Origin of the sequence: Ornithinimicrobium sediminis (assembly GCF_021272345.1) — a bacterium.
Taxonomy (GTDB): Bacteria; Actinomycetota; Actinomycetes; order Actinomycetales; family Dermatophilaceae; genus Ornithinicoccus; species Ornithinicoccus sediminis_B.
Genome location: NZ_JAJSDQ010000001.1, coordinates 539333 through 562667, shown reverse-complemented (window position 1 = coordinate 562667; position 23335 = coordinate 539333). Strand labels below are relative to the sequence as shown.

Annotated in this window: 21 protein-coding genes, 1 tRNA gene and 1 pseudogene; 10 read left to right on the top strand and 13 right to left on the bottom strand. The window is 66.3% G+C overall.

Annotated features, from left to right (window positions below):
* Window positions 1–78: 78 nt before the first annotated feature.
* Both LVO85_RS02525 and LVO85_RS02520 read left to right on the top strand, forming a co-directional pair.
* Window positions 79–486 (top strand): GNAT family N-acetyltransferase, encoded by a 408-nt coding sequence (locus LVO85_RS02525; RefSeq protein WP_232745814.1) that lies wholly within the window; start codon window positions 79–81, stop codon window positions 484–486.
* Between the two features lie 62 nt (window positions 487–548).
* On the top strand, window positions 549–1214 hold the full coding sequence (locus LVO85_RS02520; protein WP_232745813.1) for a single stranded DNA-binding domain-containing protein: 666 nt from the start codon (window positions 549–551) through the stop codon (window positions 1212–1214).
* Between the two features lie 496 nt (window positions 1215–1710).
* Here the strand turns inward: LVO85_RS02520 and LVO85_RS02515 are convergent, their stop codons facing one another.
* Entirely contained in the window at window positions 1711–2124 is a 414-nt protein-coding gene (locus tag LVO85_RS02515) for a VOC family protein (protein WP_232745812.1), read from the bottom strand.
* Window positions 2125–2375: 251 nt separating this feature from the next.
* Between LVO85_RS02515 and LVO85_RS02510 the strand changes: the two genes are divergently transcribed.
* On the top strand, window positions 2376–3308 hold the full coding sequence (locus tag LVO85_RS02510) for a DUF4037 domain-containing protein (RefSeq protein WP_232745811.1): 933 nt from the start codon (window positions 2376–2378) through the stop codon (window positions 3306–3308).
* Window positions 3309–4189: 881 nt separating this feature from the next.
* Here the strand turns inward: LVO85_RS02510 and LVO85_RS02505 are convergent.
* Together LVO85_RS02505 and LVO85_RS02500 are read right to left on the bottom strand one after the other, a co-directional pair.
* Window positions 4190–4678, bottom strand: a complete 489-nt coding sequence (locus LVO85_RS02505; RefSeq protein WP_232745810.1) for a nuclear transport factor 2 family protein — start codon at window positions 4676–4678, stop codon at window positions 4190–4192.
* A gap of 440 nt (window positions 4679–5118) precedes the next feature.
* A tRNA-Arg gene (locus tag LVO85_RS02500) sits at window positions 5119–5216 on the bottom strand.
* Window positions 5217–5392: 176 nt separating this feature from the next.
* On the opposite strand from LVO85_RS02500, the gene LVO85_RS02495 reads away from it, so the two are divergent.
* From LVO85_RS02495 to LVO85_RS02480, 4 genes are all read left to right on the top strand, one after another.
* On the top strand, window positions 5393–5635 hold the full coding sequence (locus LVO85_RS02495) for a type II toxin-antitoxin system Phd/YefM family antitoxin (protein WP_232745809.1): 243 nt from the start codon (window positions 5393–5395) through the stop codon (window positions 5633–5635).
* A complete protein-coding gene (locus LVO85_RS02490; RefSeq protein WP_232745808.1) occupies window positions 5632–5904 on the top strand; it encodes a Txe/YoeB family addiction module toxin in 273 nt (90 codons plus the stop codon). Before LVO85_RS02495 ends, LVO85_RS02490 begins: the two co-directional genes overlap by 4 nt.
* 455 nt (window positions 5905–6359) lie before the next feature.
* A complete protein-coding gene (locus LVO85_RS02485; RefSeq protein ID WP_232745807.1) occupies window positions 6360–7442 on the top strand; it encodes a hypothetical protein in 1083 nt (360 codons plus the stop codon).
* A gap of 38 nt (window positions 7443–7480) precedes the next feature.
* Complete coding sequence (locus LVO85_RS02480) at window positions 7481–8548, top strand: heparan-alpha-glucosaminide N-acetyltransferase domain-containing protein (protein ID WP_232745806.1); 1068 nt, start codon at window positions 7481–7483, stop codon at window positions 8546–8548.
* A 357-nt stretch (window positions 8549–8905) separates the two neighbouring features.
* On the opposite strand, the gene LVO85_RS02475 is transcribed toward LVO85_RS02480, so the two are convergent.
* From LVO85_RS02475 to LVO85_RS02460, 4 genes and pseudogenes are all read right to left on the bottom strand, one after another.
* On the bottom strand, window positions 8906–10186 hold the full coding sequence (locus tag LVO85_RS02475) for an RNA polymerase sigma factor (protein WP_232745805.1): 1281 nt from the start codon (window positions 10184–10186) through the stop codon (window positions 8906–8908).
* 32 nt (window positions 10187–10218) lie between these two features.
* Window positions 10219–10575: a YciI family protein gene (locus LVO85_RS02470; RefSeq protein WP_232745804.1), complete on the bottom strand. Its 357-nt coding sequence runs from the start codon at window positions 10573–10575 to the stop codon at window positions 10219–10221.
* A 225-nt stretch (window positions 10576–10800) separates the two neighbouring features.
* A pseudogene (locus LVO85_RS02465) lies at window positions 10801–11055 on the bottom strand (heterodisulfide reductase-related iron-sulfur binding cluster); the annotation flags it as partial.
* Window positions 11056–11096: 41 nt separating this feature from the next.
* On the bottom strand, window positions 11097–12002 hold the full coding sequence (locus LVO85_RS02460; RefSeq protein ID WP_232746179.1) for a phosphotransferase: 906 nt from the start codon (window positions 12000–12002) through the stop codon (window positions 11097–11099).
* A gap of 161 nt (window positions 12003–12163) precedes the next feature.
* Here LVO85_RS02460 and LVO85_RS02455 point away from each other — a divergent pair, with 161 nt between their 5' ends.
* Window positions 12164–12673 (top strand): GNAT family N-acetyltransferase, encoded by a 510-nt coding sequence (locus tag LVO85_RS02455; RefSeq protein WP_232745803.1) that lies wholly within the window; start codon window positions 12164–12166, stop codon window positions 12671–12673.
* 659 nt (window positions 12674–13332) lie between these two features.
* Window positions 13333–14079 carry a hypothetical protein gene (locus LVO85_RS02450; protein ID WP_232745802.1) on the top strand — a complete coding sequence of 249 codons (747 nt, stop codon included), beginning with the start codon at window positions 13333–13335 and terminating at the stop codon, window positions 14077–14079.
* 177 nt (window positions 14080–14256) lie between these two features.
* Here LVO85_RS02450 and LVO85_RS02445 read toward each other — a convergent pair whose 3' ends face one another.
* Window positions 14257–15642, bottom strand: a complete 1386-nt coding sequence (locus LVO85_RS02445; protein ID WP_232745801.1) for a hypothetical protein — start codon at window positions 15640–15642, stop codon at window positions 14257–14259.
* A 760-nt stretch (window positions 15643–16402) separates the two neighbouring features.
* On the opposite strand from LVO85_RS02445, the gene LVO85_RS02440 reads away from it, so the two are divergent.
* Window positions 16403–16690, top strand: a complete 288-nt coding sequence (locus LVO85_RS02440; protein WP_232745800.1) for a hypothetical protein — start codon at window positions 16403–16405, stop codon at window positions 16688–16690.
* A 259-nt stretch (window positions 16691–16949) separates the two neighbouring features.
* Here the strand turns inward: LVO85_RS02440 and LVO85_RS02435 are convergent, their stop codons facing one another.
* The 5 genes from LVO85_RS02435 to LVO85_RS02415 all read right to left on the bottom strand — a co-directional run bounded on the left by LVO85_RS02435 (window position 16950) and on the right by LVO85_RS02415 (window position 23009).
* The gene (locus tag LVO85_RS02435) at window positions 16950–17234 is read right to left on the bottom strand and encodes a hypothetical protein (RefSeq protein ID WP_232745799.1); all 285 of its coding nucleotides are present in this window, start codon (window positions 17232–17234) and stop codon (window positions 16950–16952) included.
* A gap of 338 nt (window positions 17235–17572) precedes the next feature.
* Window positions 17573–18310, bottom strand: coding sequence for a hypothetical protein (locus LVO85_RS02430; protein ID WP_232745798.1), 738 nt, complete (start codon window positions 18308–18310; stop codon window positions 17573–17575).
* A 716-nt stretch (window positions 18311–19026) separates the two neighbouring features.
* Complete coding sequence (locus tag LVO85_RS02425) at window positions 19027–19437, bottom strand: HIT family protein (protein ID WP_232745797.1); 411 nt, start codon at window positions 19435–19437, stop codon at window positions 19027–19029.
* A gap of 216 nt (window positions 19438–19653) precedes the next feature.
* Window positions 19654–20097 (bottom strand): VOC family protein, encoded by a 444-nt coding sequence (locus LVO85_RS02420; RefSeq protein WP_332875399.1) that lies wholly within the window; start codon window positions 20095–20097, stop codon window positions 19654–19656.
* A 278-nt stretch (window positions 20098–20375) separates the two neighbouring features.
* Window positions 20376–23009, bottom strand: a complete 2634-nt coding sequence (locus LVO85_RS02415) for a P-loop NTPase (RefSeq protein WP_456299706.1) — start codon at window positions 23007–23009, stop codon at window positions 20376–20378.
* Between the last annotated feature and the right edge of the window lie 326 nt (window positions 23010–23335).

Sequence of the window (23335 nt, the reverse complement as noted above, 5' to 3'; positions counted from 1 at the left end):
AGGCAGCGCGTGACGGTGCCTGTGCGCCCGTAGGCTGTGAGGCGGTCGGAACCGGGTGGTCGCGTTCGCCTGCGTGACATGGAGACTGCGGGTGTTCCCGACGTGCTCGAGGTCCAGGAGCCGGGCGCGGTGCGCGAGGACGAGCTCCCTCACTTCGGGATCGCTGTCGAGGAGTGGGGCACGGGAGTCGCTCAGGACGCACATGCCGCCGTGCTCGACCGCATGCGAGCGCGCGGGAGCCGGCGGGCGTGGCTGCGGGTGTTCACCGACAACCGTCGTGGCCGCGGGTTCTACGAGAGGCTGGGATGGCGTCAGACCGGCGAGCGCAGCCACAGCACCGTCCCGCCCCACGCGGAGCTCCTGTGCGACGAGCGGGACCTGGATGACGGGGGAGCGCAGCGTCCGGAGCCGATCACGGTGAGGTCGGTCACCTCTAGGCCGGGTGTGGGCGCGTCAGTTTGGGTGGCGACGCGAAGGGGCGGATAGTGGACACAGTGAGTGAGCCGACGCGTCTTCAGATCAACTGGGTCAATTCCGCAGGTGGCGCCTTGGGCGCCGTGTCTTCGGCCGTGCTCCTGTCCAGTCTCGGCGCGGCCGGCACCCTGCTGGGTGCCGCGCTGGGCAGCCTGTGCATCACGGTGGGGGGCGCCGTCTACTCGCACTACCTGGCGATGACCAAGGACCGCGTCGCAGCGCAGGCCTTCGCGGCTCGGCGCACCGGCCGCGAGCGCGAGCTGGTGCCGGCCCGGGTAGGGGCAGGCGCACAGGCCGAGGACCACCCGCACGCCGAGGACGTGGACCACACCGACCGACCGGACGCGAAGAGGCCCGTCGGGCAGCTGCTGCAGGGCCTGCCCTGGAAGCGGATCGTCGCTCTCAGTGCTGCGCTCTTCGCGATGACGATGGTCGTCATCGTGGCCTTCGAGCTCTCGACCGGGCGCGCGGTGTCCACCTACACGGGCGGCACGAGCAACACGAGTGTCGGGACCTCGATCCCTGGCTGGAGCGGCACGGGGGAGGAGTCGCCCGACGTGGAGCTCGATGTGCCTCTGCCGGGCGACGTCCAGGAGGGTGACGTGCCGCAGGAGCAGGCGCCCGAGGACGCGCCGGAGGATGTGCCGGACGAGCAGGCTCCGCAGCAGGAGGCGCCGCAGGAGCAGGCGCCTCAGGAGGACGCACCACAGGAGCCCGCCCCCGAGGAGCCCGCTCCGTAGGGCATAGGGCATCAGTCGAGCAGGACAGCGGCGTGCTCAGGACCATGAACCGCCGCGCAGCAGCGCACCCGTCCCGACAAGCACGACTACGACAGCCTGGCCGGCGAGACCTGGGCCGTGCACGGAGGCAACCTGCCTGACGCGACCACCGGTGCGATCCGCACCCCGATCATGCCGGCCCACTCCTACCTCGTGCCCCCGGACCCGACGACGATCGACGACCGGGCTTCGACGGCCTCGTCGACACCCGCGAGCACGGCGGCAACCAGCGCGGCCTGGAGCAGACGCCGGCCACGCTCGACCACGGGGAGGCGGCGGCGGTGCTCGGGCCCGGGATGGCCGGGGGGTGACGGAGCAGTCTGCCCAGAAGCGCACTCGGCCACTGGTCCCCACCGGCAGGAGGCGAACAGGGAACGCGCGACGCATGCGCAACGACCGGCTGGGGCAAGGTCCGCCGGCAGGGGCGCACCACTGTCACACGGGCAAGCGGTGCCCCTCAGGCGACGAAGATACAGAACGGATGTCCTGCCGGATCGGCGTAGACGTACAGCGGCTCGTCCAAGTCTTCCGTGCGATGGAAGAGGAGCTGAGCGCCCAGGTCCAGCGCCCGCAGATGTTGTTCTTCGAGCGCTTCCCGGTCGGGGACAGTGAGGTCCAGATGCATCTGCATCGGCACGTCGGGCATGGGCCATGTCGTTCGCTTCAGGTGGTCGACGTGCTGGAAGGCCAGCTGGCGGTTGCCCTGCGCATCGGTCAGCACCAGCCAGTCGGCAGCGTCAGGCGTGCTGTCTCTCGGCGGTTCGTCACCGGGCCGGTACCGAAGGCCGAGGAGCTGGCGGTAGAACTCTGCCAGCGCTCGGACGTCCGGCGTGTCCAGGACGGTGTGGAGCAGCTGGGGGAACCCGGTCATGGAGCGAAACTACCGACCGTTGCGGATGCTCGCGACCGTCCTTACGGTCGCGGCTCGGCCCGTCTGATGGTTCGACCGAGCTGGTGCCTGGGTCCACACTGGGTTCCTGGGAGGAGGCTGATGGCATGCCGACGTTCGTTCCGGGGGCCGAGCTGAGCCGGCGGTTGTACGACGATGTCGTGCAGCCGGTTCTGAGCGCCGAGTTCGCTGACCTGCGGCACTCGGCGGCGCTGCTCGGCCGGGGGTCGGAGGTGCTCGGTTTCGACGACGAGATGTCGACCGACCACGACTGGAAGCCGCGGGTCCTGGTCTTTCTCGACGAGGGGGACGAGCCGCGCTATGGCGTCGAGGTCCGTGCGGCGCTGCGGCGGGATCTACCACCGACCTTCGCCGGCCACCGGATCGGCTACGAGGTCCACACCGTCCCCGGTTACGTCCGGCAACAGCTGGAGCTGGACATCGACCGTGACATCGAAGTGCGCGACTGGCTGACAATGCCGGAGGACGTGCTGCGCATGCTCACCTCGGGGGCCGTCTTCCACGACGAGGTGGGCCTGCAGGCAGCACGGGACCGTCTGGCCTACTACCCCCACGACGTCTGGCTGTACCTGCTGGTCGCTGGTTGGTGGCGCGTCCACCCGGAGATGAACCTGGTAGGCAGAGCAGGAGCCGCGGGCGACGAGCTGGGCTCATCGGTAATCGGGTCGCGTCTTGTCAGCGACCTCATGCGGCTAGCCTTCCTGATGGAACGGCAGTACGCGCCGTACTCGAAGTGGTTCGGAACGGCCTTCTCCCGCCTTGCGTGTGGCTCGGAGCTGACGCCCGTGTTGTGGGATGTCGTCCGCGCGCAGACCTGGCAGGACCGCGAAGCTGCCCTGATGGCGGCGTACGGGAAGCTGGCCCGCATGCACGACGCGCTGTGCCTGACCCCTCCGGTGACGACGAAGGTCGTGCAGCTGTGGGACCGACCCTTCAAGGTCGCCTGGGCCGACATCCCGGACCTGCTCCTCCCGCTGATCCAGGACCCAGCGGTCCTGAGCATTGCGCATAGATGGCCGGTCGGGCCTGTCGACCAGTTCCGCGAGCTCATCTGGCCAGCGAAGAACCGACCCCTGCTGTTACGTCTGTTCGACGAGGGCGGCGACGCGACCAATCCGCCGCCCGAGAAGGATGGTTGCCGGTAGCCACGCACCGTGAGACGTCCTCAGCCCATTCGATGTGCGCGCTCAGCGGCACGACCCTTCGGCGGCAGGCAGGAAGGCGTCAGTCCGTCGGCCAGCGGTGCGGGAGGAGCTCACGGAGGGTGGCTGAGTCGGTGTCGTTCGCCATGGTCTGTGTGTCGAGGTTTGCGTCGGCGAGCTTGCCTACGACGCCGCACCTTCTACGACGAATACACCGCCGGGCAGCACCACCTCAACACCGCCGCTTGACAGAACCAGAACCTGGGATGTCTGCCGCGTGCAAGGTTCTGTGTTCCCCGAGCCCTAGGAGCGCACATCTGGGGTCAACCTCACGGCGTCGTAGCTCAAGCGGGACGGCGCTCACTGCCATGGCAGCACATCGGCGATGTCGTACGAGTGATCTTCGCTCCGCGTGCCCGACCGGTGGCGGTCTGCGCGGTTTCGTTGCCGACGCGGGCGGGCTCGATATGGAGGCCAGTGGGGATGACAGCCCAGTGTCCGTCGCGGGGGGCGCGTCGACGCCTGGCGTTCACTATCGACGCCCGGACCAGGTTGAGGACGAGGACGTTCCCGGTGAGGTCACACGCGTAGTCCTTGGTGTGCGGTACCTGTACCTGATCACACTCCCAACAGCAGCCAGGGGCGGGACCCTCACGTGATGCGAGGCGATGCGGTGCGCCTGGCGCCTGCTTGACGTGCAGTCCTGGATCAGCAAAGCGGTGACGTCTGGTCGCGCTCAAGGTCCAGGCCCATCACCAAGTCACGACGCGACCACGAGTCGCCGTCATATGCCTAGACTTGTTCTGCCTGGGCGCACACCCGGAATCACTTGTTGAACAACATCTGGATCGATGCGTTCTGTCTCGGTCTGCCGTGACCGTGATCTACGTCGCTGCCTGAAGAGCCGCAGGCACATCTGACGAAATGACCGAGCAGTGCCAGCGAGACTCCTTCCACCCTGCCGGGGTCTGCTTCCAGATCAGCGTGGCAATGCAGTCGAACGTGGCCGTCAGCCCGGCCACGGTCAGGGTCTGGCGAAAATCAAGCACGCCATAGCCGAGATCGCCGTTGCGCAGCGCCTCATAGCCAGTGATCTCGCTGTCGGTAGAGGCCCCCATCTGCTCCAGCCTGGGGAACAGCGAGTCCCGAAACCATGCCTCCCACTCCGCACGTGTCCGAATAGGCACACCGGACCCATCAGGCGCGATGTCGACGATCCCGAAGTCGTCATCGCACAGCCGTGCCAACGTGTCGAAGTCGTGGTCACGAACGGCCCTCAGCAACGTCACGGTCTCGGCGAAGAACGGCTTCCCCGCAAGCTCGACCGGCGGCTCATCCAGTGGAGAAGAGGACTGGGCGTGCTTCCCTATCATCTCCGGATCGTGACACGAACCGCCTGCCCGCGCACCTCGCCCGCCTCACCGTACACGGTTCCGCAGCCAGACTCGTGGGCCGCGACGCTGGTCCGTGACCAGCCCATAGCCGCGCCCAGCACACGCGGTGACACCTCGACCGCCGAACGGTCGGACAGCACGGATGGAACCGGTCCACCCACAGCTTCTACTGCCACACATCCTGTGGATCGCCACCGGGGTGGACATCAAGACCATCGCCGTCTGGCTCGGCCACAGCCCCACGAAACTGACGCTGGACACTTACGGGCACCTTAGGGGCACCGACGCCGAGCGGGCCGACATCGAGCGGATCAACCGCGCCGCTTCGGGCACCATCCAGGCACCAGTCCGTGCCAGGCTCAGCCCGATAGTGACCGACGGCGGGGAGGCGGCTGCGTCTGACCTGCACAGACACAACGTGCCCCCGGCAGGATTCGAACCTGCGACACCCGCTTTAGGAGAGCGACCTGGGGAGGGACGCGACGAGCGCCACGCCGAGTCTTGCCTGGTCAAAGGCCTAGAGCATGTGGTCGACACTGGGACGTAGTGGGCCTCTCAAGGTGGTGACGTCCCACTGACGTCCCACACGTCGGCTGCTGGTGCCGTGCCTCATGGACCGTCGGCCGAGGCATGCAAGCGGGGCTCTTGTTGATCCGTACGGGATAGCGTACGGTTGCTGTGGAGGTGGGTGATATGACCGCTGTGAGCGCGACGACGGCCCGAGCGAATCTGTACCGGCTGATCGACCAGGTGAACCAGGAGTCTGAGCCGCTGACCATCACTGGTCAGCGGGGCAACGCTGTGCTGATCGGAGAGGACGATTGGCGAGCGATCCAGGAGACCCTGTTCCTGGAGTCGGTCCCTGGCCTGTCCGAGTCAATCCGTCAGGCCCGAGCCGAGGGTGTTGAGTCTGGGTCCACCGAACTCGACTGGTGAGCGATACATCCTGGGCCCTGGTCTACTCGTGCCAGGCCCAGAAGGATGCCAAGAAGATAGCGTCGTCAGGCCTGAAGAAGAAGACGCAGGACCTCCTGGACATCCTGGCCGAGGACCCGTTCGCCACGCCCCCGCGCTACGAGAAGCTAGTGGGTGACCTCGCCGGCTGTTACTCGCGGCGGATCAATATTCAGCACCGACTCGTCTACGAGGTGCTCCCGGAAGAGCGCGTTGTCCACGTGCTGCGGATGTGGACTCACTACGAGTAGGGCTTGCCAGTGCCAGCGGCCCTCGTTGCGCCGCGCTCGAGAGATCGAGGCGGCCCATCAGCTCGAGCACGGGATCCGGGCCCCGTGCTGGGCATGACTCCTGAGCAGCAACCGGTAGATCCGCGGCAATAGCGGATGGGTCGGATAGCCTCGTCAAAGCCCGCCTTGAGGCGTGGGTCTTGCTCGTGCTGGTCGGGGTGAAGACAACCGACACAGGGGACACTTCTGCGGGCGACTCGGCCGGCAGGTAGCGTCCACACGCCTGAACATCTCCGGGCCTGAAACGCTCCTCCTGCTCCTGCAGGTGATCATCACAACCTTCATCCTCTATTTGGTGGTGAGAGCGGCCGTCCGCCACGCGATCCGCGAGGCGCGAAGAGACCAGACCTGCCTGGGGAGCGCCACGCCTTGGGAGGTCACCAGGGCGACGGCCGAGGACACTTAGGCTCGAACCCATGCCTTCCGCCCGCCGTGCTCCCCGTCGAGGCCCGGCCTGGTGGGTAGTGGCCGCGGCCCTGGCGATGGCGCTGGTCGTGGTCACGGTCACGACCAGCTTCCTGCTGCGGCCGGCCCAGACAGTCCAGGAGTTCGCGTTGTCCAGGGTGGTGCCCGAGGTGCACTCAACGCAGGTGGTGACCGAAGACCGCGCTGAAGGACTGCACCTGTATCTCGTGCCACACGCAGACGACGAACTGTCCGGGTGGACCTCGCTCGCGGAGGGCTCCGACCTGTACCCCGTACTGGTGCTGCTCACCCAGGGAGAGCAGACCATCCGCTGCACAGCAGAAGGACTCCAGCGCCATCTGCAGGCCGAGCTCGGCGAGGAGCACCCCACTCCGGATCCCACTACGGGGCGGGACACCCCAGCCTGTCGGCAGGCACGGTGGAACGCGTTCCAGGAGTCGCTTCGAGAGGCCTCCGAACACACGCCGTCGATGGACCTCACCGACGCGCAGGAGGTCACCACCACTGTTGGAGGAGACTCGGCGACAGTGGTGCGCGGCAGCGGGGTCACCGTCATCGCTCTCGACCTGGGCGACACACAGCTCACCCCCGAGTCGGTGCGCGAGGCGGTCGACCATGTGCTCGCGCTGGCCGGGACCGAGCTGCCGGACCTGCCGCTGACCCGGATCACCTCCTCCGCCTATGTCGGCGCCGACGCGACCGGCTCAAAGGACTGTGCCCAGCCGGCGCTCTGTCCCGACGGGGAGCAGGGTTACGGTTACGCGCACGATGACCACCGGGCCACCCATGAAGCCGCCAGGGCACTGGCTCCGCGCGCCACGGAGGGTGCCTTCCTGGTGACCCACCCCTACGACCCGGCAGCGAACGAGCACCGCGCGTTACCGCCCAAGGTCTACGACGCCTTCATGGAGCTGGGTCCCGGCGACGCCGACAGTGCCCGTCGCCTGGGCAGTCACCAGCGCATTTACGGCTGGCTCGCCTTCCCCGACGTCTGGCGGGTGGGGGAGCTGCCGTTGCAAAGCACCGAGGTCTTCTTCTCGCGCGTGCAGTCCTACGAGGTGTTCGCCCCGTGACGACAAGTGCCCCAAGTGCACCCGCCCGTCCCCGGATCATGTCGCTGGACGTGGCGCGCGGACTCTTCCTCATTGCCTCCGTGACCACCGCCTCAGCGTTGCCGCCGGTAGCGCCCTGGATGCGCCACCCTGCCTGGTTCGGGGTGACCCCCTACGACTTGATCTTTCCGCTCTTCGTGACCCTGTCCGGAGTCGGGCTGGCCTTCGCCTACCGCAGTCCGACGCCGACCACGGTGACCGTCCGGCGAGTGCTCGTGCTGCTGTCGGTGGGAGTGCTCTATACCGCGGTGCACGGCGACCACTACCAGCTCTCGACCCTGCGCTTGACCGGCGTGCTGCAGCTGTACGCGGTCCTGGTCCTGGTCGCGGCGGCGCTGCACCAGGTGACTCGCACCTCGCGTGGGTGGGCGGTGATCACCGTGGTCACGGTCCTGGTCAGCACCCTGGCCTACCTCTGGGCGGAGCAGCAGTGTCCCGGCTCCCTGCTCACGCCGGAGTGCAACCCGTCGCGGTGGATCGACGGCCGTCTCCTCGGGGAGCACATGTACGCCCAGGGCCGTCTCGGACACGACCCCGAAGGAGTGGTGGCGATCGCCGGTGCGTTCCTCACCGCCGCCGCGGGAACCACCGCCGGACACCTCGTGCTGGACGCCCGGCGCGGCTCGCCGCGGGTAGGGGTGGTGCGGCTGGCCGTCTGGACCGTCTACTGCGCCGCAGCAGGCGCCGCACTGGCCACGGTGGTGGAGCCCTTCAAGCGGCTCTGGACACCCAGCTTCTCGCTGCTCGCCGGAGCCCTGGGGTTGGTCATCCTCCTGGTCGCCTATGTCACCTTCGACGTCCTGATGCGGGAGCGAGGGGTCCGGGCGCGGGACCGCGCGACCTGGCCGTTGGTCGCCCTCGGTCGGCAGTCGTTGCTGGTCTACTTCGGCTCACACCTGCTTGCGGTGCTGCTGATCCGCAACGGTGACCCGTCGATCGCGCAGCGGCTGGGAGAGTGGGTGCCCCTCCCGGGCGGGCCAGGGGCCGGCTTCGTCGTCCTGAGCCTGGTGCTCTGGTGGGGGATCGCGATGCTGTTGCACCGGGCCAAGGTCTACGTCAGGCCGTGACCGTTCGACTCATGCTTGCCCCATCGTCTCGCGGCCCACGACGTCGGATTCTCAGTCCGGTAGCGCGGGTTCGAGTCCAGCTGGGGCCCCGGGCCGGCGGGCGGCCTGGTCTACCGCGACGGTCTGTCCGTCGTGTGGAAGGGCCCGGGACGGTCTCGCCCTGGGCCTGTGGAGGTGGCGCCATCTCCACGGGCCGCCGACAGCCCGGTCGCGGAACCCAGCTGCCAGAGCGCCTCGTTCACACCGAGGACGCCGTCAACAGCAGGTTTGAAACCTGAACGTCCGCGGTGCGGCAGATCCGGATGCTTGTGCGGACTACCTCCTGCGGTCGCCCATGACTTTCAAAGCCCGCCGTTTTCAGCCGGGCGGGGGCTCGGCGCCGGCGGCGCGGCTGACCTCGGCCAGGCGCTGCTCTAGGAAGGCGCGCTCCGCGGCGTTCGCCGTGAGCTCCATCGCGCGCCGGTACGACTGAGCCGCGCCGGCGGCGTCGCCGAGGCGGCGCAGCAGGTCGGCGCGGGTGGCGGGAAGGTAGGGGTAGTCGGCGAGCCGGGGATCGGTCGCCAGCTCGTCGAGGAGCGGCAGGGCGGCGGCCGGACCGTCGGCGAACGCCACGGCGGCGGCCCGGTTGAGCGCGACCACCGGGGTGTTCCACACCGCGAGCAGCCGGTCGTAGAGGTGCACGACGCGCGGCCAGTCGGTCTGCTCGAGGGACGGTGCCATCGCGTGCACGCCGGCGATCGCCGCCTGCAGGGTGAGCCGCCCCGGTGGGCCGGAGGCCAGCGCCCCGGCCGTCACTGTGAGCCCCTCCAGAATCGCGCGCTGGTCCCAGCGCGTCCGGTCCTGGTCGGCGAGCAGGAGCAGCTGACCCTGCTCGTCGGTCCGGGTGGCCCGGCGCGCGTCGGTGAGGAGCAGCAGGCCCAGCAGGCCGCGGGTCTCGGCCTGCTCGGGGAGCAGCGCGGCGAGGGTGCGCGCGAGGTACAGGGCCCGGTCGCAGAGCTCCGCACGGACGAGCGCGTCCCCCTCGCCGGCCGTGTGGCCGGTGCTGAAGAGCAGGTGGACGGCGGTGAGCACGCTGTCCAGGCGCTCGGGCAGCTCCGCCCGGCTCGGGACCCGGTAGGGGATCCGCGCTTCGGAGATCTTCTTCTTGGCCCGGGTGATCCGTGCCGCCATCGTCGGCTCGGACACCAGGAAGGCCCGGGCAACGTCGGGCGTGGGAACGCCGCAGACCAGGCGCAGGGTGAGGGCGACGCGGGCCTCGGGGGCGAGGGTGGGGTGGCAGCAGGTGAACACCAGCCGGAGCCGGTCGTCCGGCACCGCGGCGTCGGGCCAGTCCAGGTCGGCCGGGTCGTGCGGATCGACGGTCGCCGGCTCCACGAGCAGCGGGAGCTTGCGCCGGAGGGTGACCTCGCGACGCAACCGGTCCCGCGCCTTGTTCCGCGCCGCCGTGGTCAGCCACGCGCCGGGCCGCTCCGGGACGCCGTCCCGGGTCCAGGCCTGCAGCGCGCTGACGTACGCCTCCTGCACGCACTCCTCCGCGACGTCCAGGTCGCCCGCGACGCGCACCGTGGCGGACAGCACGAAGGCCCACTCGGAGCGGTGGGCCTGCGCCAGCGCGGCAGCGACCGCGTCCGCCTGCATGACGGACGCGGTCGGCTCGTCGCTGGGAGCGATCAGAACGGGTTCATCGTCGGATCCACGACCGGGCGAACCTCGACGCCGCCGCCGGGGGCCGGGCACAGCTTGGCGATCTCGACGGCGTGGTCGAGGTCGCGCGCCTCGACGACGTAGAAGCCGCCGAGGGCCTCCTTGGTCTCGACGAATGGGCCGTCCGTCACCGTGCCGCCACCCTTAATCGTGGTGGCCGTCATCGTGGGCGCGAGCGCCTCCCCGCCCGCCAGGGACCCACCGAGCTCGAAGACCTGCTTGGTGAACGTGCTGTGCGCGTCGACCAGCGCGCCCCACGCCTCGGGCGACATGTTCTCGTAGACGGTCGGGTCGTCGTAGATGAGGATTGCGTACTTGGTCATGGAACTGTCTCCTGCACTGGGTCGCGGGCCGGCCTGTCCGGCTCCGTCATTAGCGACGACGAACACCCTGCCACCGGATCGACAGCCAGGCCCGGATCTTATCCAAGATTTTTCCAGCGCCGCCGCCGTGCGTGCCGGAGTCCGCCTTGCGTGCTGAAGTGCACTCCAGCGAGTACTCCGGCACGCAAAGTGCACTCCGCCACGCAAGGGGTGGGGGAGGCGGGGTCAGGCGGGGGCTCCGCGCCGGACGGCGGCCAGCAGCATCCGCGCGACGTCCACGACCTCGACGTTCTGGGGTGCGGAGCCGGCGGCCTGCTGGGACGTCAGGGCGTCGGACAGCATCACCCGGCAGAACGGGCAGGCGACGGCGATCTCGTCGGCACCGGTGGGCACCGCCTCCTCGCTGCGGTTGCCGTTGATCCTGGTGCCGAGCTCCTCCTCCATCCACATTCGGGCGTCACCGGCGCCGCAGCAGAACAGTGCGCTTCTCGACTGGGCGCCCGCACTGGGGCACGTGGTGCTCACGCTGAACGCAGTAGTGCATCAAGGGTCCGCCGGGCGAGTTGGAAGATCGTGGGGTTGGAGTCCTCGTAGTAGTGCAGGCCGCCGATGGCCATCTCGAACGCCCATCCACGCCCCCTTTGCGATGCGGCCTCATCCATGCCCATTGCCTGACGAAACCGCCTGCCGTGGGGTTCGTCGAAGACGTTCCAGGCCGGCTGCAGGTCTGAGGCGGGGTCACCCACGACCGGTTCGGACACGTCGATCAGGCCGCTGAGTCGTCCCTCGCGCAGGAGGAGGTTCCCTGGCATCGGGTCACCGTGGATACGTACCGGCGGACCGTCGTGGGCCGGTGCGGCCAGGGCCCTCTCCCACACTGACGTGGCCGCGTCACGGTCGATCAGGTGCGCGCTCCGCTGGATCGAGGTGCGCACCCATTCGGAGTCGGCGAGCGGACGGCCCCCGCGTCCGTTGTCGCTCCACCCAGACCGGTCCCACGGGAGCTGGCGGATCGACTGCAGGAGCTGCGCCAGGTCCTCAGCCAGGTGCGCCATGTCAACTGACCCGGATGCGTCGAGCAGGATGTGGTCCAGCGAGCGGCCGGGAAGCCAGGTCCAGACTGACCACGCCCCTTGATATCCGGCGAAGGGCCTGCCTACCCCGACCAGCTGGGACACTGACACCGGCACAACGCTCGCCAGTGCCCGGGCGTACCGGCCCTCTTCGTGAAGGCGGTCGTGGTAGGCGCGGTCCGTGACAGGGACCAGCGGCAGCCGCGCCACCAGTTCCTGACCCACGCGGAAGGGTGCGATGACGGTCCCGGCCGATGACACCACCTGGACAGGCTGATCGGCCAGGTCCGGGAACTGGTTGGCGATGGCTCGTCGTAGCGCAAGGACCGGCACCTGAACCTGCCCCTCGTGCATCACGCCGACCAACGTCGCACAGGAGGACAAGCGGGGGCCACCGGATAAGGGACGGAGGTCGCTGGGTGCACAGAGGTCAACCGGCACCCGAGACGTGGCAAGAGAAGGAGTGCGTGCTTAACCGGTTGACGCCGCTGCCCAGCGGTGCGCACCATCCAGACATGACCGACGACGGTATTGCCTTGGTTCGGCTCACCGAGGTGCCGCTCGAGGCCGTCGCCGCGTTGCTGAACGATGTCCGCAGCCACCGTCACCTCCCGCTGGCGACGGGACCGCTCTCGGTGGAACAGGTGGCCGCCTGGGTGCGTGACAAGGACGCTCAATGGGATGACGCCGGTTACGGGCCGTGGGCCATCACGGTAGACGGACGGCTGGTGGGCTGGGGCGGGTTCCAGCGCGAGGACGGCGCTGCCGACTTCGCCCTCGTCCTTCACCACGCCGACTGGGGCCTGGGCACAAGGCTGTATCCGCTGATGCTCGAACGCGGTTTCACCGACTTCGCGTTCGACGCAGTCACCATCGCGCTGCCGTTCACGCGCAACGCCACACGGGCCCTGACCCGGGTCGGTTTCCGACCAGATGGCGAGGTGACCTATGGCAGCACCTCGTTCCGGCAGTACCGGCTCAACCGCGCTGACTGGCAGGCACGTGCAGAACCGCCACCGTCATGACACCCGCTTTCACATCATCGTCGTCGGACGGTGAGCGACTGGGTCTCCGTGCAAACGGCGATCTGAGCGCGGCAGAGTCCTGCGCTTGGCGACCGTCCTGGCGATCCAGGGATCAGGCTGGACTCGCGGTTCCCATAAATGGCTTCTACGCTCGCATTTTCCGACGACACGCTCATCCGTTCAGCGCCTGGTCGAGGCTCCTGAGAGAACCGCTGCTGTCGATGCCCTATGGATCGGAAGTGGTCGTTGTAGGTGCCCATCGGCGCTCCGGGGCCTGGCACTTGGGTGGATATGGCGTTGCCCAGGCGCCGAGGCCATCATGATTGCCTTCTGCGCGTGGGCAACGCCTGCGTGTTGCTGGCCAGAGTTCCTCTTCAGTCTGGAAAGATCAGCACACGCGCATCACACACTGGAGGGGCGTCATCGAAGCGAAACGACCCGAGTTGCACTTCGCACGATACCGGTGTCCGCCTGAGGTGTCGTTGTCCGCTATCCTGCCACTCACGGGATCTCGTTGCGGCATCTACGTCCTGCACTTTGCTGATGGCTCGGCCTACGTTGGCCAAGCGTCGGATTTTCTGACGCGTTTTGGTACCCACCGCCGGCGATGGGGGGCCGACATAGTGGATGTTGAGTTCTCGTCGGTGAAGCGACCTTCCTTGGACGAGATGGAACGCCTCACCATTCAAAGGCTTGAGCGTGAGCAGCGTCCGCTACGCAATATCGCGTTGGTCGGTCTGCCCATGGGGGACAGCACGCTTGACGTCGTGGTCGAGAGAATAGAGCAGGAACAGTGGCTCGTCGGGGCGGCCACACGGGAGTATGACCTGAAAGCGAGGGTCCACTCGGCTCGGCAGCGGCAGCAGACTGTCAGTACGCGATGGCAGCAGTTGGCTGATCGCCCCGACTATGAGGCGATTCGGCGGGCGTTGTGGGATTACTTAATGGTGGCAGTGCCATGGCCTCATGAGACGGAGAGTCGGTTTTGGACAGTCACAGCTATGCCACAGACGAACCGTTCGAGTCGTCACCGTCGGTTGTCCGCCATCTCGGTCAACAACGTCGAGACCTTGGTTCTGACGGAGGACCGGGACAGGTTAGGGCGCTGGGTTGCCCGGGGCTTCGTGAACGTGGCTCTGGGCGCTGGCGGGCCACGCGCGACCCGGAACGAGTACCGGACCACGGGCCCCCTCGACACCATCCCATTCAGAGGTTGGGGAGACCTGCGGAGACTGTTGCGGGATGATGACGTGGCTGAGGGGGCGCGGCGCACCGTCCTTGGGTTGATGCGGAAGGGCCGGGGCATGATGGGCAAGTACCACGATGACAGCCTGGCGGACGCCTTGTTCGAGCACGGCTACGGTCGGGAGAGAAGAGAGAAGGCCAGCAGGACAAGAAGGTCTTGACCGCCTGTCATGCGGTCAGGTCGCACTCGAGGATGCGAGTCAGGCTCGAGGAGGCTCGGCACGGCTTTACTGCCCTCGTTGCGGCAATACCGGTCGTCCTGGTCAAGCCGCAACGCCATCGCATGATCGAGTCACTGGCTCTCGTGATGAGGTCCAGGATCCGAGGCCATCCCGTTGCTAGCCGCTGGCCTCGAGCCGTTCTCCTGCAGGGTTTGAATCCTCGAGCCCTGCTTCCGCTGGTCCGTCTTGTGAGGAGAGTCCGCCAGATGCTAGTCCTGCTGGCGAGGGAGTCTCCAGGGTCTCCTCCCTGAGTTTCGGGGGAGACGCCGACCATGCCTTCAAGTGCTGCAGTACATCTGCGTAGAAGGTGTCAGTGAGGTCGAGGACCGAGTCGATGAACCCTCCGCGGCCACGCGCGCGCTTGGTTCCCATGGGGGCGCTCAGGGCCACGCGGAAGCTCTTGATGTCCCGCTTGGGGTCTGCCACCAGCAGAGCAGGGGTCTCCCGCACTGCGCCCAGGAGTTCAGTGGTGCCCGGCCCGCGAGTGTTCGCCATGAAGGCCTCGACCCGCACACCGTCGGGAGCGTTCTTCAGCTGACGCACCAACCAGTTCACCCTGGTCTGCGGGCGTCCCTGTCGGGGTGCGTCGATATCGGTGTGGCAAGTGACCTGACCAGCTCGCAAGTCGACGGTGATAGTGATCGCACCGACGGCATCCGGTACACGGATTGCCCCGATCAGCACGCCGTCCGTCTCCAGCGAAGATAGGAGCGTCTGAGGACGCAGAGCAGGGTCCGAAAGCTCACGGCGGCTCAACAGGTGCGTCACGTCAGTCCCTAGACGCCGACCAAGGCGCAGGCCGGCGTACCTGAGCAGGGCATCGAACCGAGCGACGATGTCCGGGCCGCCCTGATCGCTTGCACGGAACGTGCTCGCCGTGACCGCCTGCCGGACCGGCACCCAGTCCGCGCCCATGTCCTCAAACTCCATGGCGCCAGAGCGGGGATGCTCCAGATACCTGATGAGTTCCCCCAGGATCCACGCCTGCTCTGGGTCGGAGACCCCTCGGTGCTCCTTCTGAACGACCGCGGTAGACAGCAGCAGGCTCCACGACCAGTGATGGATGGAGACCTTGCGCAGCTTCCGCCTGTCGACCTTCGTCGGATGCTGAGTAGGTGTAGGCGGGATCTCGTTGCTGATGGTCAGCAAGGCGTCGAACCCGTGCTCTTTGGCAACGTCCAGGTAGGCCTCAAGCTGCTCACTCGCCAGCGCGTTCTTCCCCGTCTTGACCTCGACCAGCGCAGTCCAGACCTTCTGGCCGCGGGACACCCGGATGAGACCGTCGGGGTAGACCCGTTTCCCGTTGAGGTCGAAGGGAACCTCGATATACGCCTCGACCTTCCCGGCTGGCACCCCCAGCGGCTTCAGCATCGCTCGGCTGAAATCCGGAACCGCCGACATCACCGCCAGCAGGGCAGAGGTGGCCCTCCGTTCCTGCTCCTCCGCTCCTGAGATACCGGACGTCGGAATCAGGCGCGCCTCATTCCATGCTTCTTCCGTCATGTTGCTCCTCCCGTTCGATCGCAACCATAGCCTTCACCTACCCACACGCGTGCCGGTACGGGCGCGCTCAGGCCCGGGGACAATCTTGCGAGGCAAGTCTCTGATCCGCCTCATCCGGCACAAGCAGGGCCTTGGTGGCGTCCGACCTGGCCGAGTTGCGCCCTAGCTGAGGCATGAGCCGCAGAGGAATCGGAGGATGTAGTTCACGGCTCACCTCTGGCGTAACAGCTGCTCGATCCTGCTCCACGGGATCACGCGTCGGACTGCAGCGCATTGCGATGCGGCTCGCGGTGGAGCGGCTTTGACCTCGAGAACCGCCTGCTTCACGATGTCAGGCTCCTCGCCCAGCGCTTCGCTGAGCCACAGGAGGCCAGGGGCGCACTGAAAATGGTTGTAGGCCGCCTTTGCGTCCCAGTTACGCGACTCTCGACCGTAGGCGCCGGGTCCGGAGAGCTCTCGCAGCCAGCCAGCTAGGTGCTCACGCTGGTTCCGCCAGCTCTTCCCGGGGCGGGGAGTGCCCAAAGGGTTCTCAGCTTGGTAGGCGTCCGTTACGGGTTGATGGATCGGCAACATCTCGATGATCTTCGCCAGTTCCGCTCCCTGCATCAAACCACCCTATTGGTCGAGAGCGGGATCACCCGGTAGCCGGCCCCAGCACGACAGGCGGCAGAGGCGTGCGTCTGAGTCGGTCCCGGTTGACGCCGCCGCAGGCCCGCAGAACACTGGCCGTTACGTACTTCGTGCGATCAGGGAGGTTGTCATGAAGCGTCTTCCCCGCGCTCCCCGTGTCCTGTGTGGTGCGGCTATTGCGCTGGGCCTAAGCGCCGTCGGAACGGTTGCTGCCGCGGCCGTACCTCCAGCTGGTGGAGAGTGTTTCGGCCCGTGGGTCGAGAACACCACCTTGGTGAACCCCGACAACCCAGGGTTCTTTGACACGATCGACAAGAACGGGGACGAGGTGATCTGCATCAAGGACTGGACCGGGCCGGATCCAGACCCCGACGTCGGTTTCCTAGCGATCGACAACACTGGGCGACACAACGGGTAGTCGAGCGCCGAGCCGTTCCTAAGGGCCCCAAGGCACTGGCTCCGAGGACGCGGCCAGCGGTCCTCAGGCTTCCCAAGCGTGATGGCGGAAGACGACCACGGCAGCTGGATCTCCGAACCAGGGCGCCTCCGTCAGGCGACAGTCCAACTTTGCCTCTCGGAATTCCGGTGGCGCCGCGTCGGCCACCACCGGCGGGACACCGGTCGCCACTCTCCTGCCGGCAAAGTCGGATGCACGGATGGCTGCTCCGACGTGGGGATCATCGCCCCTTGGGTGCGCCACGATCCCACCAAACGATCGAAGGCTCGTTGCGTTTGATCAGGGACGCAGTCAGCTCGACCGACCCAATGTTGCAGAACCTCCACAACTCCTTGGCAGCGCGCGAGTACTGGAAGAGGACCTGGTCGACCTCGAAGGCGTCCAGTTGGCCCGACCGGAAGGCGTCGATGGCCTCACCGACCCGTTGCAGCAATCGGGCCAACTCGGCCTCGTGGTAGGCAGCGACGGTCTCTCTCGCAGCTCGCCGATCCGCCTTGCTCGACACGATCCGAGGCTACCTCGGATCGCCCGCCCCCAGACTCAGCACTAGGACGCTCACTCTCGTCACTGCTCGCGGCAGAATCGGATGCGTCGGAACCGTCTCAGGAGCGAGGGCGATTCGACCTCGCGGTTTCTGTCGGCGGCTTGCAGCAGCCGGACTTCCTTCGGGTGCCTGGGTTCATCGTCTCCACCCAGTCGTGAGCCAAGGGTTCGAGCAGCCCAATCGTTCCCGCCCTAAGGTCAGCAAAACGGTCCTCCGGCACGCTGGTGTCGGTCAGGTGCTGCTGCCAGGTGCGCGCCCTCGCGCGTTCAATCGGAGGACGGCAAGACAGCGTGGATGGCCTACCGCCGGGCGTCGCGCGGGAGCGGTGCTGGAGCGAGTTGGGACCGCCCACTCAGAAGACTGGCAAGGTCGGCCAACGTGTCATCTGCGAGCATCCCGGGATTTCTGACCATCTGCTCAAGCAGGCCCCGGACCTGGTCGTGGGGCAGTTGCTTGATCGACTCCTCGAGCTCTGGCAGTCCCTTCATGTCGGCGATGTCACTGCGCATCAGCAGGTCGATCTGCCCGTCGCTGTAGGCCCGGGCGGCCAGGGCCGCGAGGTATCGCGCCTGCGCCTCCGCGCGCGACATGCTTGGTCTCCCTGCGGCGGATGGCTCCGCCAGCTCGTGGGCCGGCAGGACAGCTACGTCATGCGCGGTATCGGCCTTCTTCCGTTTCTTGAGGTGGGACTGACCAAAGCGCCGAGCCGCCTGCTTGGCGTCCCTCATCGCCGGGCGGCCAGTGCTCTCCCACCACTGCAATGCTGCTGGAAGCTGCTCCACGCCGATCTCGATCAGGCGCAACACGACAGCGACCCTGTCCGCGTAGTCGTCATCGCTGAGGCGCTCTTCGGAGGGGAGGTAGACCGTGTCAGTGATGATCAGTGGCTCATCGTCACCATCGTCGGGGACGAACCGGGCGCTTCCTTTGAGCTTCCCCCCGCTGTCGAAGAGATTCTGGTGAAGACCCCCCTCCTTCTTCTGACCAGGGGAGAGCTGGTCGTCGTCCCACTCGTAGTAGCCCTTGATACGCCCCATGCCCGTGGACTCTAGCCGGCTGCGCTCCTGCCCGTGGTGCGACCGTTGGCCGTGCCCTCCGCGCCCAGGCCGACGTCGCCGTTGCTGACTCGGCTCAGATTTCTTCGGCATGACTGCATCCTTCCTGACCGGCAACGATGCGGCACGATTTTCCGAACGGTTCACGACGACGGGACTACGGCACCCAGAACCACTTGGCGTAGAACGCCTCACGCTGATGTGCGGATGCGTGGGCAAGGCCTCGTCAGAGGCGCCAGTCTTGCCCGGGCTGCGCGCTGGCGTGCAGCAGGGGACGACCAGCGCGGGCACCCCTCTGGCGGGACGGCCTACAACGTGGGAACGTGAGGGTCGGGGGTAGGGGCCTTCGCACTCTAGGAGGGGTGCTAGACGGCCTAGGGTCCCGCGCTGTGTTCCCCTGCACCAGCGCGGGACCTCTACCCGTGCACTGTCGCCCAAACCACCATGCGCCGGTCCGCTATTCTCGCCGTCCCGTGGCAGAACGCACCCCCCCCGGACCTAGCCCTGGACGACCCATATGCCTACACCTTGCTGACGGTCGCCACTCGCGCCGGGCCCAGGCATCTTGCCGCCGACCACCTGCGCGCGGTCCTGGTCACCGAGTTCGGCGATGACAGCTGCGCGTGGGAGATTTGACGGCTTCCGTTTGGGTCCCGCGCAGATATCCACGCGTGCCCTCCCCGCGGCAAGAGCGGACATCAGAGCGCGGCGCGAATGTGCGCCGCTGTGGCGTCTAACTGCACCCGGGCCGGATGGGAGAACTCGGCACTGATCTGAAACCCATCGCCGCTGGTCCGGGGCACCACGTGCAGGTGGACGTGGAAGACCTCCTGGCCGGCCACCTCGCCGTCGGCCATCAACAGGTTGATGCCATCGGTCGGGACGGCTGACCGACGAAGCGCGCCGACGAGCTCCTGCGCGACGACCATCAGCTGTGACGCGTCCTCGGGGTCGACGTCCGCCAGTCCGGTCGCGTGCGCCCGCGGCACGACCAGCAAGTGCCCTGGCGTCGCGGGTGCGATGTCAAGGAACGCAAGCACTCGCTCGCTCTCGAAGACGGGGCTGCAGGGCAGATCGCCCCTGACGATGGCGCAGAAGACACAGTCCATGTCGTCGAGTGTGACGCCACCCTCTTACGCACGACTGCGCCCACGCCCAGGCCCGCGCACGAGGTGCGGCATGAGAGTAGGTGCAGTCCGGGGCGCGGCGGAGCCTGGTTGGGGCTCGCTGCCGCGGCGACTCTTGCAGGACGGTCACCGGTGGGTGTGCCCCCCGGGGGCTGTGTTGCGGTGGTCGCGGCTGGACCCATCGGCAGGGGCGGGTGGTTACGTGACCCAGCAGAGACAGAACGGGTGGCCAGCCGGGTCTGCGTAGACCTGGAAGCGGACCGGTTCCCCGGTGTCCTCAGCGGGCTTCAACAGCTGTGCTCCGAGCGCGATGGCGCGCTCGTGGGCAGCCTGTGGGTCCTCTACCCACAGGTCGAGGTGTAACTGCTGCTGCGTCCCGTCCGGCCACCCAGGAGGGGTGTGGTTCGGTGCGTGCTGGACTCCAAGGCGCCACTGCCCGTCGACCATGATGCTGTGCCAGCCATCGTCCTTCTCGACAGTGCCGGCCAGCAGGCCAGCCCAGAAGGCGCTGACCGCGTCGATGTCGGCGGCATCGAGGACGACGACGGTGCGGGTGATCTTCATACGGTCATCCTCGGGGACAAACAACGTCCGTAGAAGCCTCACGATGGAGATCGTCGTTGGTCGCAGGGTGTGGGCCAACAGTCGACCCAGGCAGACCACACTGACACGGCATGTATATGGGCCTCAACGGGACCGGTCGGCGGCATGAGAGTGGTCCCGAGGCGCTTCGCGAAGGTTCGCGGGCCCACCCTCGACCCTGCGACAATTAACGTCAAGAGGCGTAGAGTGGAGGCAACAACCAAAAACACTCGCGCAGCGCGCATTTACATCGTACGGACAGGCTAGGCCCGCTGTTCAGCAATCAGATCAGAACTAGGGCGGGTTCTGGGACCGGTATGGTTATCTCTTGCGGAACTCTAGGCATCACCCAGCCTCCTTAGCATCTCCACGAAATGGAGGCGGTGCTTGCCTGGTTGCGCAAGCCCATTGGAGAGGGCCCTCATTCGACCAACCAACCGAGCCGGGCCGTGCTGTCCGCCAACAATCGCCTTCTCGTCGCCCTGAAGTCGGTCAATTAGTACGCCGACAATTTCTTCGAACTCGAGTGCGCCAGGAGCGCCACGAAGGCGGAGAGCCCTGGCCGCTTTTTGAGCGGCTCCAAGGCTGTAAACAATCTGGTCGGCGTATAGCGGCACTCCACTCATGTCACTACATGAACGCAGTGCAAGCCGCAATGCTTCGGTAGGGCGCGAAGAGCCCAGTTCCAAAAGCGACCACTCGACCAGGAATCCGCGATAAGTGTTCCGCCAATCAGAAAAATCGGAAACGTGAGTTTCAATACCGTCCGCGTACTTGGTCGCGAAGTCATGCTTCCGGTTTTGTCTCAAGATCCAAAGATAGGTCACTCTCGCTTCGAGGCGTCCCGTCGCTGCATCCCTATAGGCCGCCCCCCACACTTGGGCGTCCTCTGGGTCGAGTGAGCGGTAAGGGCTTAGAGCACTCAAAACCTCACGGTCCCGTTCGCGATGGGCAAGCTGCCTGCCAGCACCGCGGCCCAGTAGCCCCAAAGCACTGTTCCGCGCAGTGGCAAGAGCAGCCTCCCCTTCAACAGGGTCGGACTCTGCAATCAACGCCTCGGCGATCGCAGGGTGTCGGCAGTAGATGCGATCGCCAACACGCGAGATGCCAGCCTCGCGACCCAACGGAGAGATGACGATGGGGAGGACATCAACCTCGGCAACTTCAAGCATGACGGCAAGGGACTGGACGGTTAGGCCGCCACTCCCTCGCCCGTGACGGTCACTTGCTATTTGAGCAAGCGCAATTGCCATCAGGACTTGATCGAGGCCCACGCCGCGGACTGAGAATCGAGTCAGACGCTCCATTAGATCAGTTAACCGCGCGAGAAGTTCCTCGCCGTACCACAAATGGAGTACGGCCCCAAAGAGCGAAGCATCACGCATGTCAACGCCAGCTGCCTGGATGATTTCCTCCGCGACATGTTCTTTCCCCTGGTCCGAGTGTGCAGACGGCAATACGCCGCTGCGGAGGTACAATTCGGCCAAATCGTACGCATCCGTTCGGGCGAGGCCCTCGAAGTCGATCTGCCGTGCGCGCAGACGACCAAGCGCACTTCTGAAGCTAGTTAAGTGATCATGGTGGCGATGGGCGCTTGCGAGGATCAGAACGCCAGGTTTCCCTGCAATCCGAGGTCGCGCGGCCTGGACAGCGTCTGCAAGTTCTTCGAGTATGAGATCGGCGTCATCGATGAGCAAGACCAACCGCCCCTTTGCCGAGGCGGCAGCATCGAGGATCGCCTCTGTGGTTAGGGGTGGCGCACCTGGTCGCATACGCCAGATCCGGAGCGTTTGGTCTTCCAGCATCAATTTCCTACCCGCTTGCAGTAGTCCAATTGACTTACCCTCACCTGTGGGACCCATGGCGATTACGGAGGAAATGCCCCCATCGATGCGTGATAGTTCATCTCTAGCCGCGTCCAACAGGCGTAAGGTGTGCGAAAGAAGGGGTGCTGACGCGACGGCGTTTTCGTCAACGCTTCTCCCCTCCGTCAGTGCGACGACATCCGCCATATCTGTCGATTCGAAGGCCGGGGAGAAAACCTGCCATCCTTGGGGCAATTGATCGGGCACAGGGGCGGACTCTGTGCGCACGCTCGCCTCCGTGAGCATTTTAGTGGCATCAACGTTTATGTACTCCGTGATTCCTACGCGTCCAAAGACCCCCTGAAGTCCGGCGGATTCTATGTCGGCACTCTGCTGCCCATGGGTGACCCAAGCAATCTCGGCCTGCAATAGCTCGAGGGAGGTGCCCTGCACGAGGGTGCGGAACGCGCGCATAAAGCTGTCCTCCCATCCACCATAGCCCATTACCCACGTCATTGTGTCGCGGATGCTTGACAGGATAGCCTCTTCAAGCTCTTCCCGGGCTGCGCCCAGTTCGAGTATCGTGTTTAGCGTGGCACTGTCCTCGCAGAAACCATGAAGATGCACGACAGGTAGGGCTCCATGCACCTGGCGCGGGTTGATGGAGCGGTCACCTCCGACGGCCAGTGAAAAGGTATCCACTCCCCTTCGTTTCAAGGCGACCTCGATCAAGGGATCGAAATTGGTCGTGTACACGACGAGTCGCCTTGAGGGGTGAATGTTCTTCAATACACTCGCAAACGCTGTAAGGCCTTTCGGCACTTCCCACGCACTGACTGGGACCTGAGCGATCTTTTCAGTGTCTTCGTACCCAGGGGCCGCCAAGAGGGTGGCCCGCTTGATTACTCTTGCTAAGGCTCGGGGGCCGCGTCGTCTCGTCAGTAATCGAGCAGCTTCCTGATATGCGCCTGCTGGCCCTAGTCTGTCGATCAATTCGTCGTACTGTTCCGATTGCCCCATCTCGGCGCAAAACAGCTCGGTCATGCCTGCTACTCCAGGTACACGACCGTTACTCATGCCGGATCCCAAGACGAAGGAGAACTCGCGGTCGGGTTCCTCCTCCATGGCATAAACCAGACGTTCCAGCGCGTCGTCTTGAGCTCCCATGACCAAGTCCCCTGCATCGTCGCGGATACGATCGTCCGTGAAACAGTACAAGACCCGCCGGCGGCGAGTGCGGATTCGCCGCCAACGCGGCTGCGCCTTGTTCTCGGGCAGCGGAGCGCGGTGTGTCCGACCGCGTGGAGGGTCGTGACCAGGTATCCGGACGCGGGCGGTCCGCGGCCTGCGCCGAACGTCCGACTCTCGGCAGATCCGGTCTGTCACGACCCTCGGCGCGTGCCGATCACCGTATATATCCCTGATGAGTGCACGCACCTCGGCAGATCCGGTCTGTCACGACCCTCGGCGCGGGCCCAGCACCTACATATCCC

Coding starts and splice junctions, on each gene's coding strand:
- LVO85_RS02455 (WP_232745803.1), top strand. CDS start 12,164: ATGACCGACGACGGTATTGCCTTGGTTCGGCTCACCGAGGTGCCGCTC.
- LVO85_RS02480 (WP_232745806.1), top strand. CDS start 7,481: ATGTCGCTGGACGTGGCGCGCGGACTCTTCCTCATTGCCTCCGTGACC.
- LVO85_RS02430 (WP_232745798.1), bottom strand. CDS start 18,310: ATGGGGCGTATCAAGGGCTACTACGAGTGGGACGACGACCAGCTCTCC.
- LVO85_RS02475 (WP_232745805.1), bottom strand. CDS start 10,186: ATGCAGGCGGACGCGGTCGCTGCCGCGCTGGCGCAGGCCCACCGCTCC.
- LVO85_RS02505 (WP_232745810.1), bottom strand. CDS start 4,678: ATGATAGGGAAGCACGCCCAGTCCTCTTCTCCACTGGATGAGCCGCCG.
- LVO85_RS02460 (WP_232746179.1), bottom strand. CDS start 12,002: ATGCACGAGGGGCAGGTTCAGGTGCCGGTCCTTGCGCTACGACGAGCC.
- LVO85_RS02445 (WP_232745801.1), bottom strand. CDS start 15,642: ATGACGGAAGAAGCATGGAATGAGGCGCGCCTGATTCCGACGTCCGGT.
- LVO85_RS02440 (WP_232745800.1), top strand. CDS start 16,403: ATGAAGCGTCTTCCCCGCGCTCCCCGTGTCCTGTGTGGTGCGGCTATT.
- LVO85_RS02425 (WP_232745797.1), bottom strand. CDS start 19,437: ATGGACTGTGTCTTCTGCGCCATCGTCAGGGGCGATCTGCCCTGCAGC.
- LVO85_RS02525 (WP_232745814.1), top strand. CDS start 79: ATGGAGACTGCGGGTGTTCCCGACGTGCTCGAGGTCCAGGAGCCGGGC.
- LVO85_RS02485 (WP_232745807.1), top strand. CDS start 6,360: ATGCCTTCCGCCCGCCGTGCTCCCCGTCGAGGCCCGGCCTGGTGGGTA.
- LVO85_RS02470 (WP_232745804.1), bottom strand. CDS start 10,575: ATGACCAAGTACGCAATCCTCATCTACGACGACCCGACCGTCTACGAG.
- LVO85_RS02515 (WP_232745812.1), bottom strand. CDS start 2,124: ATGACCGGGTTCCCCCAGCTGCTCCACACCGTCCTGGACACGCCGGAC.
- LVO85_RS02415 (WP_456299706.1), bottom strand. CDS start 23,009: ATGGGAGCTCAAGACGACGCGCTGGAACGTCTGGTTTATGCCATGGAG.
- LVO85_RS02495 (WP_232745809.1), top strand. CDS start 5,393: ATGACCGCTGTGAGCGCGACGACGGCCCGAGCGAATCTGTACCGGCTG.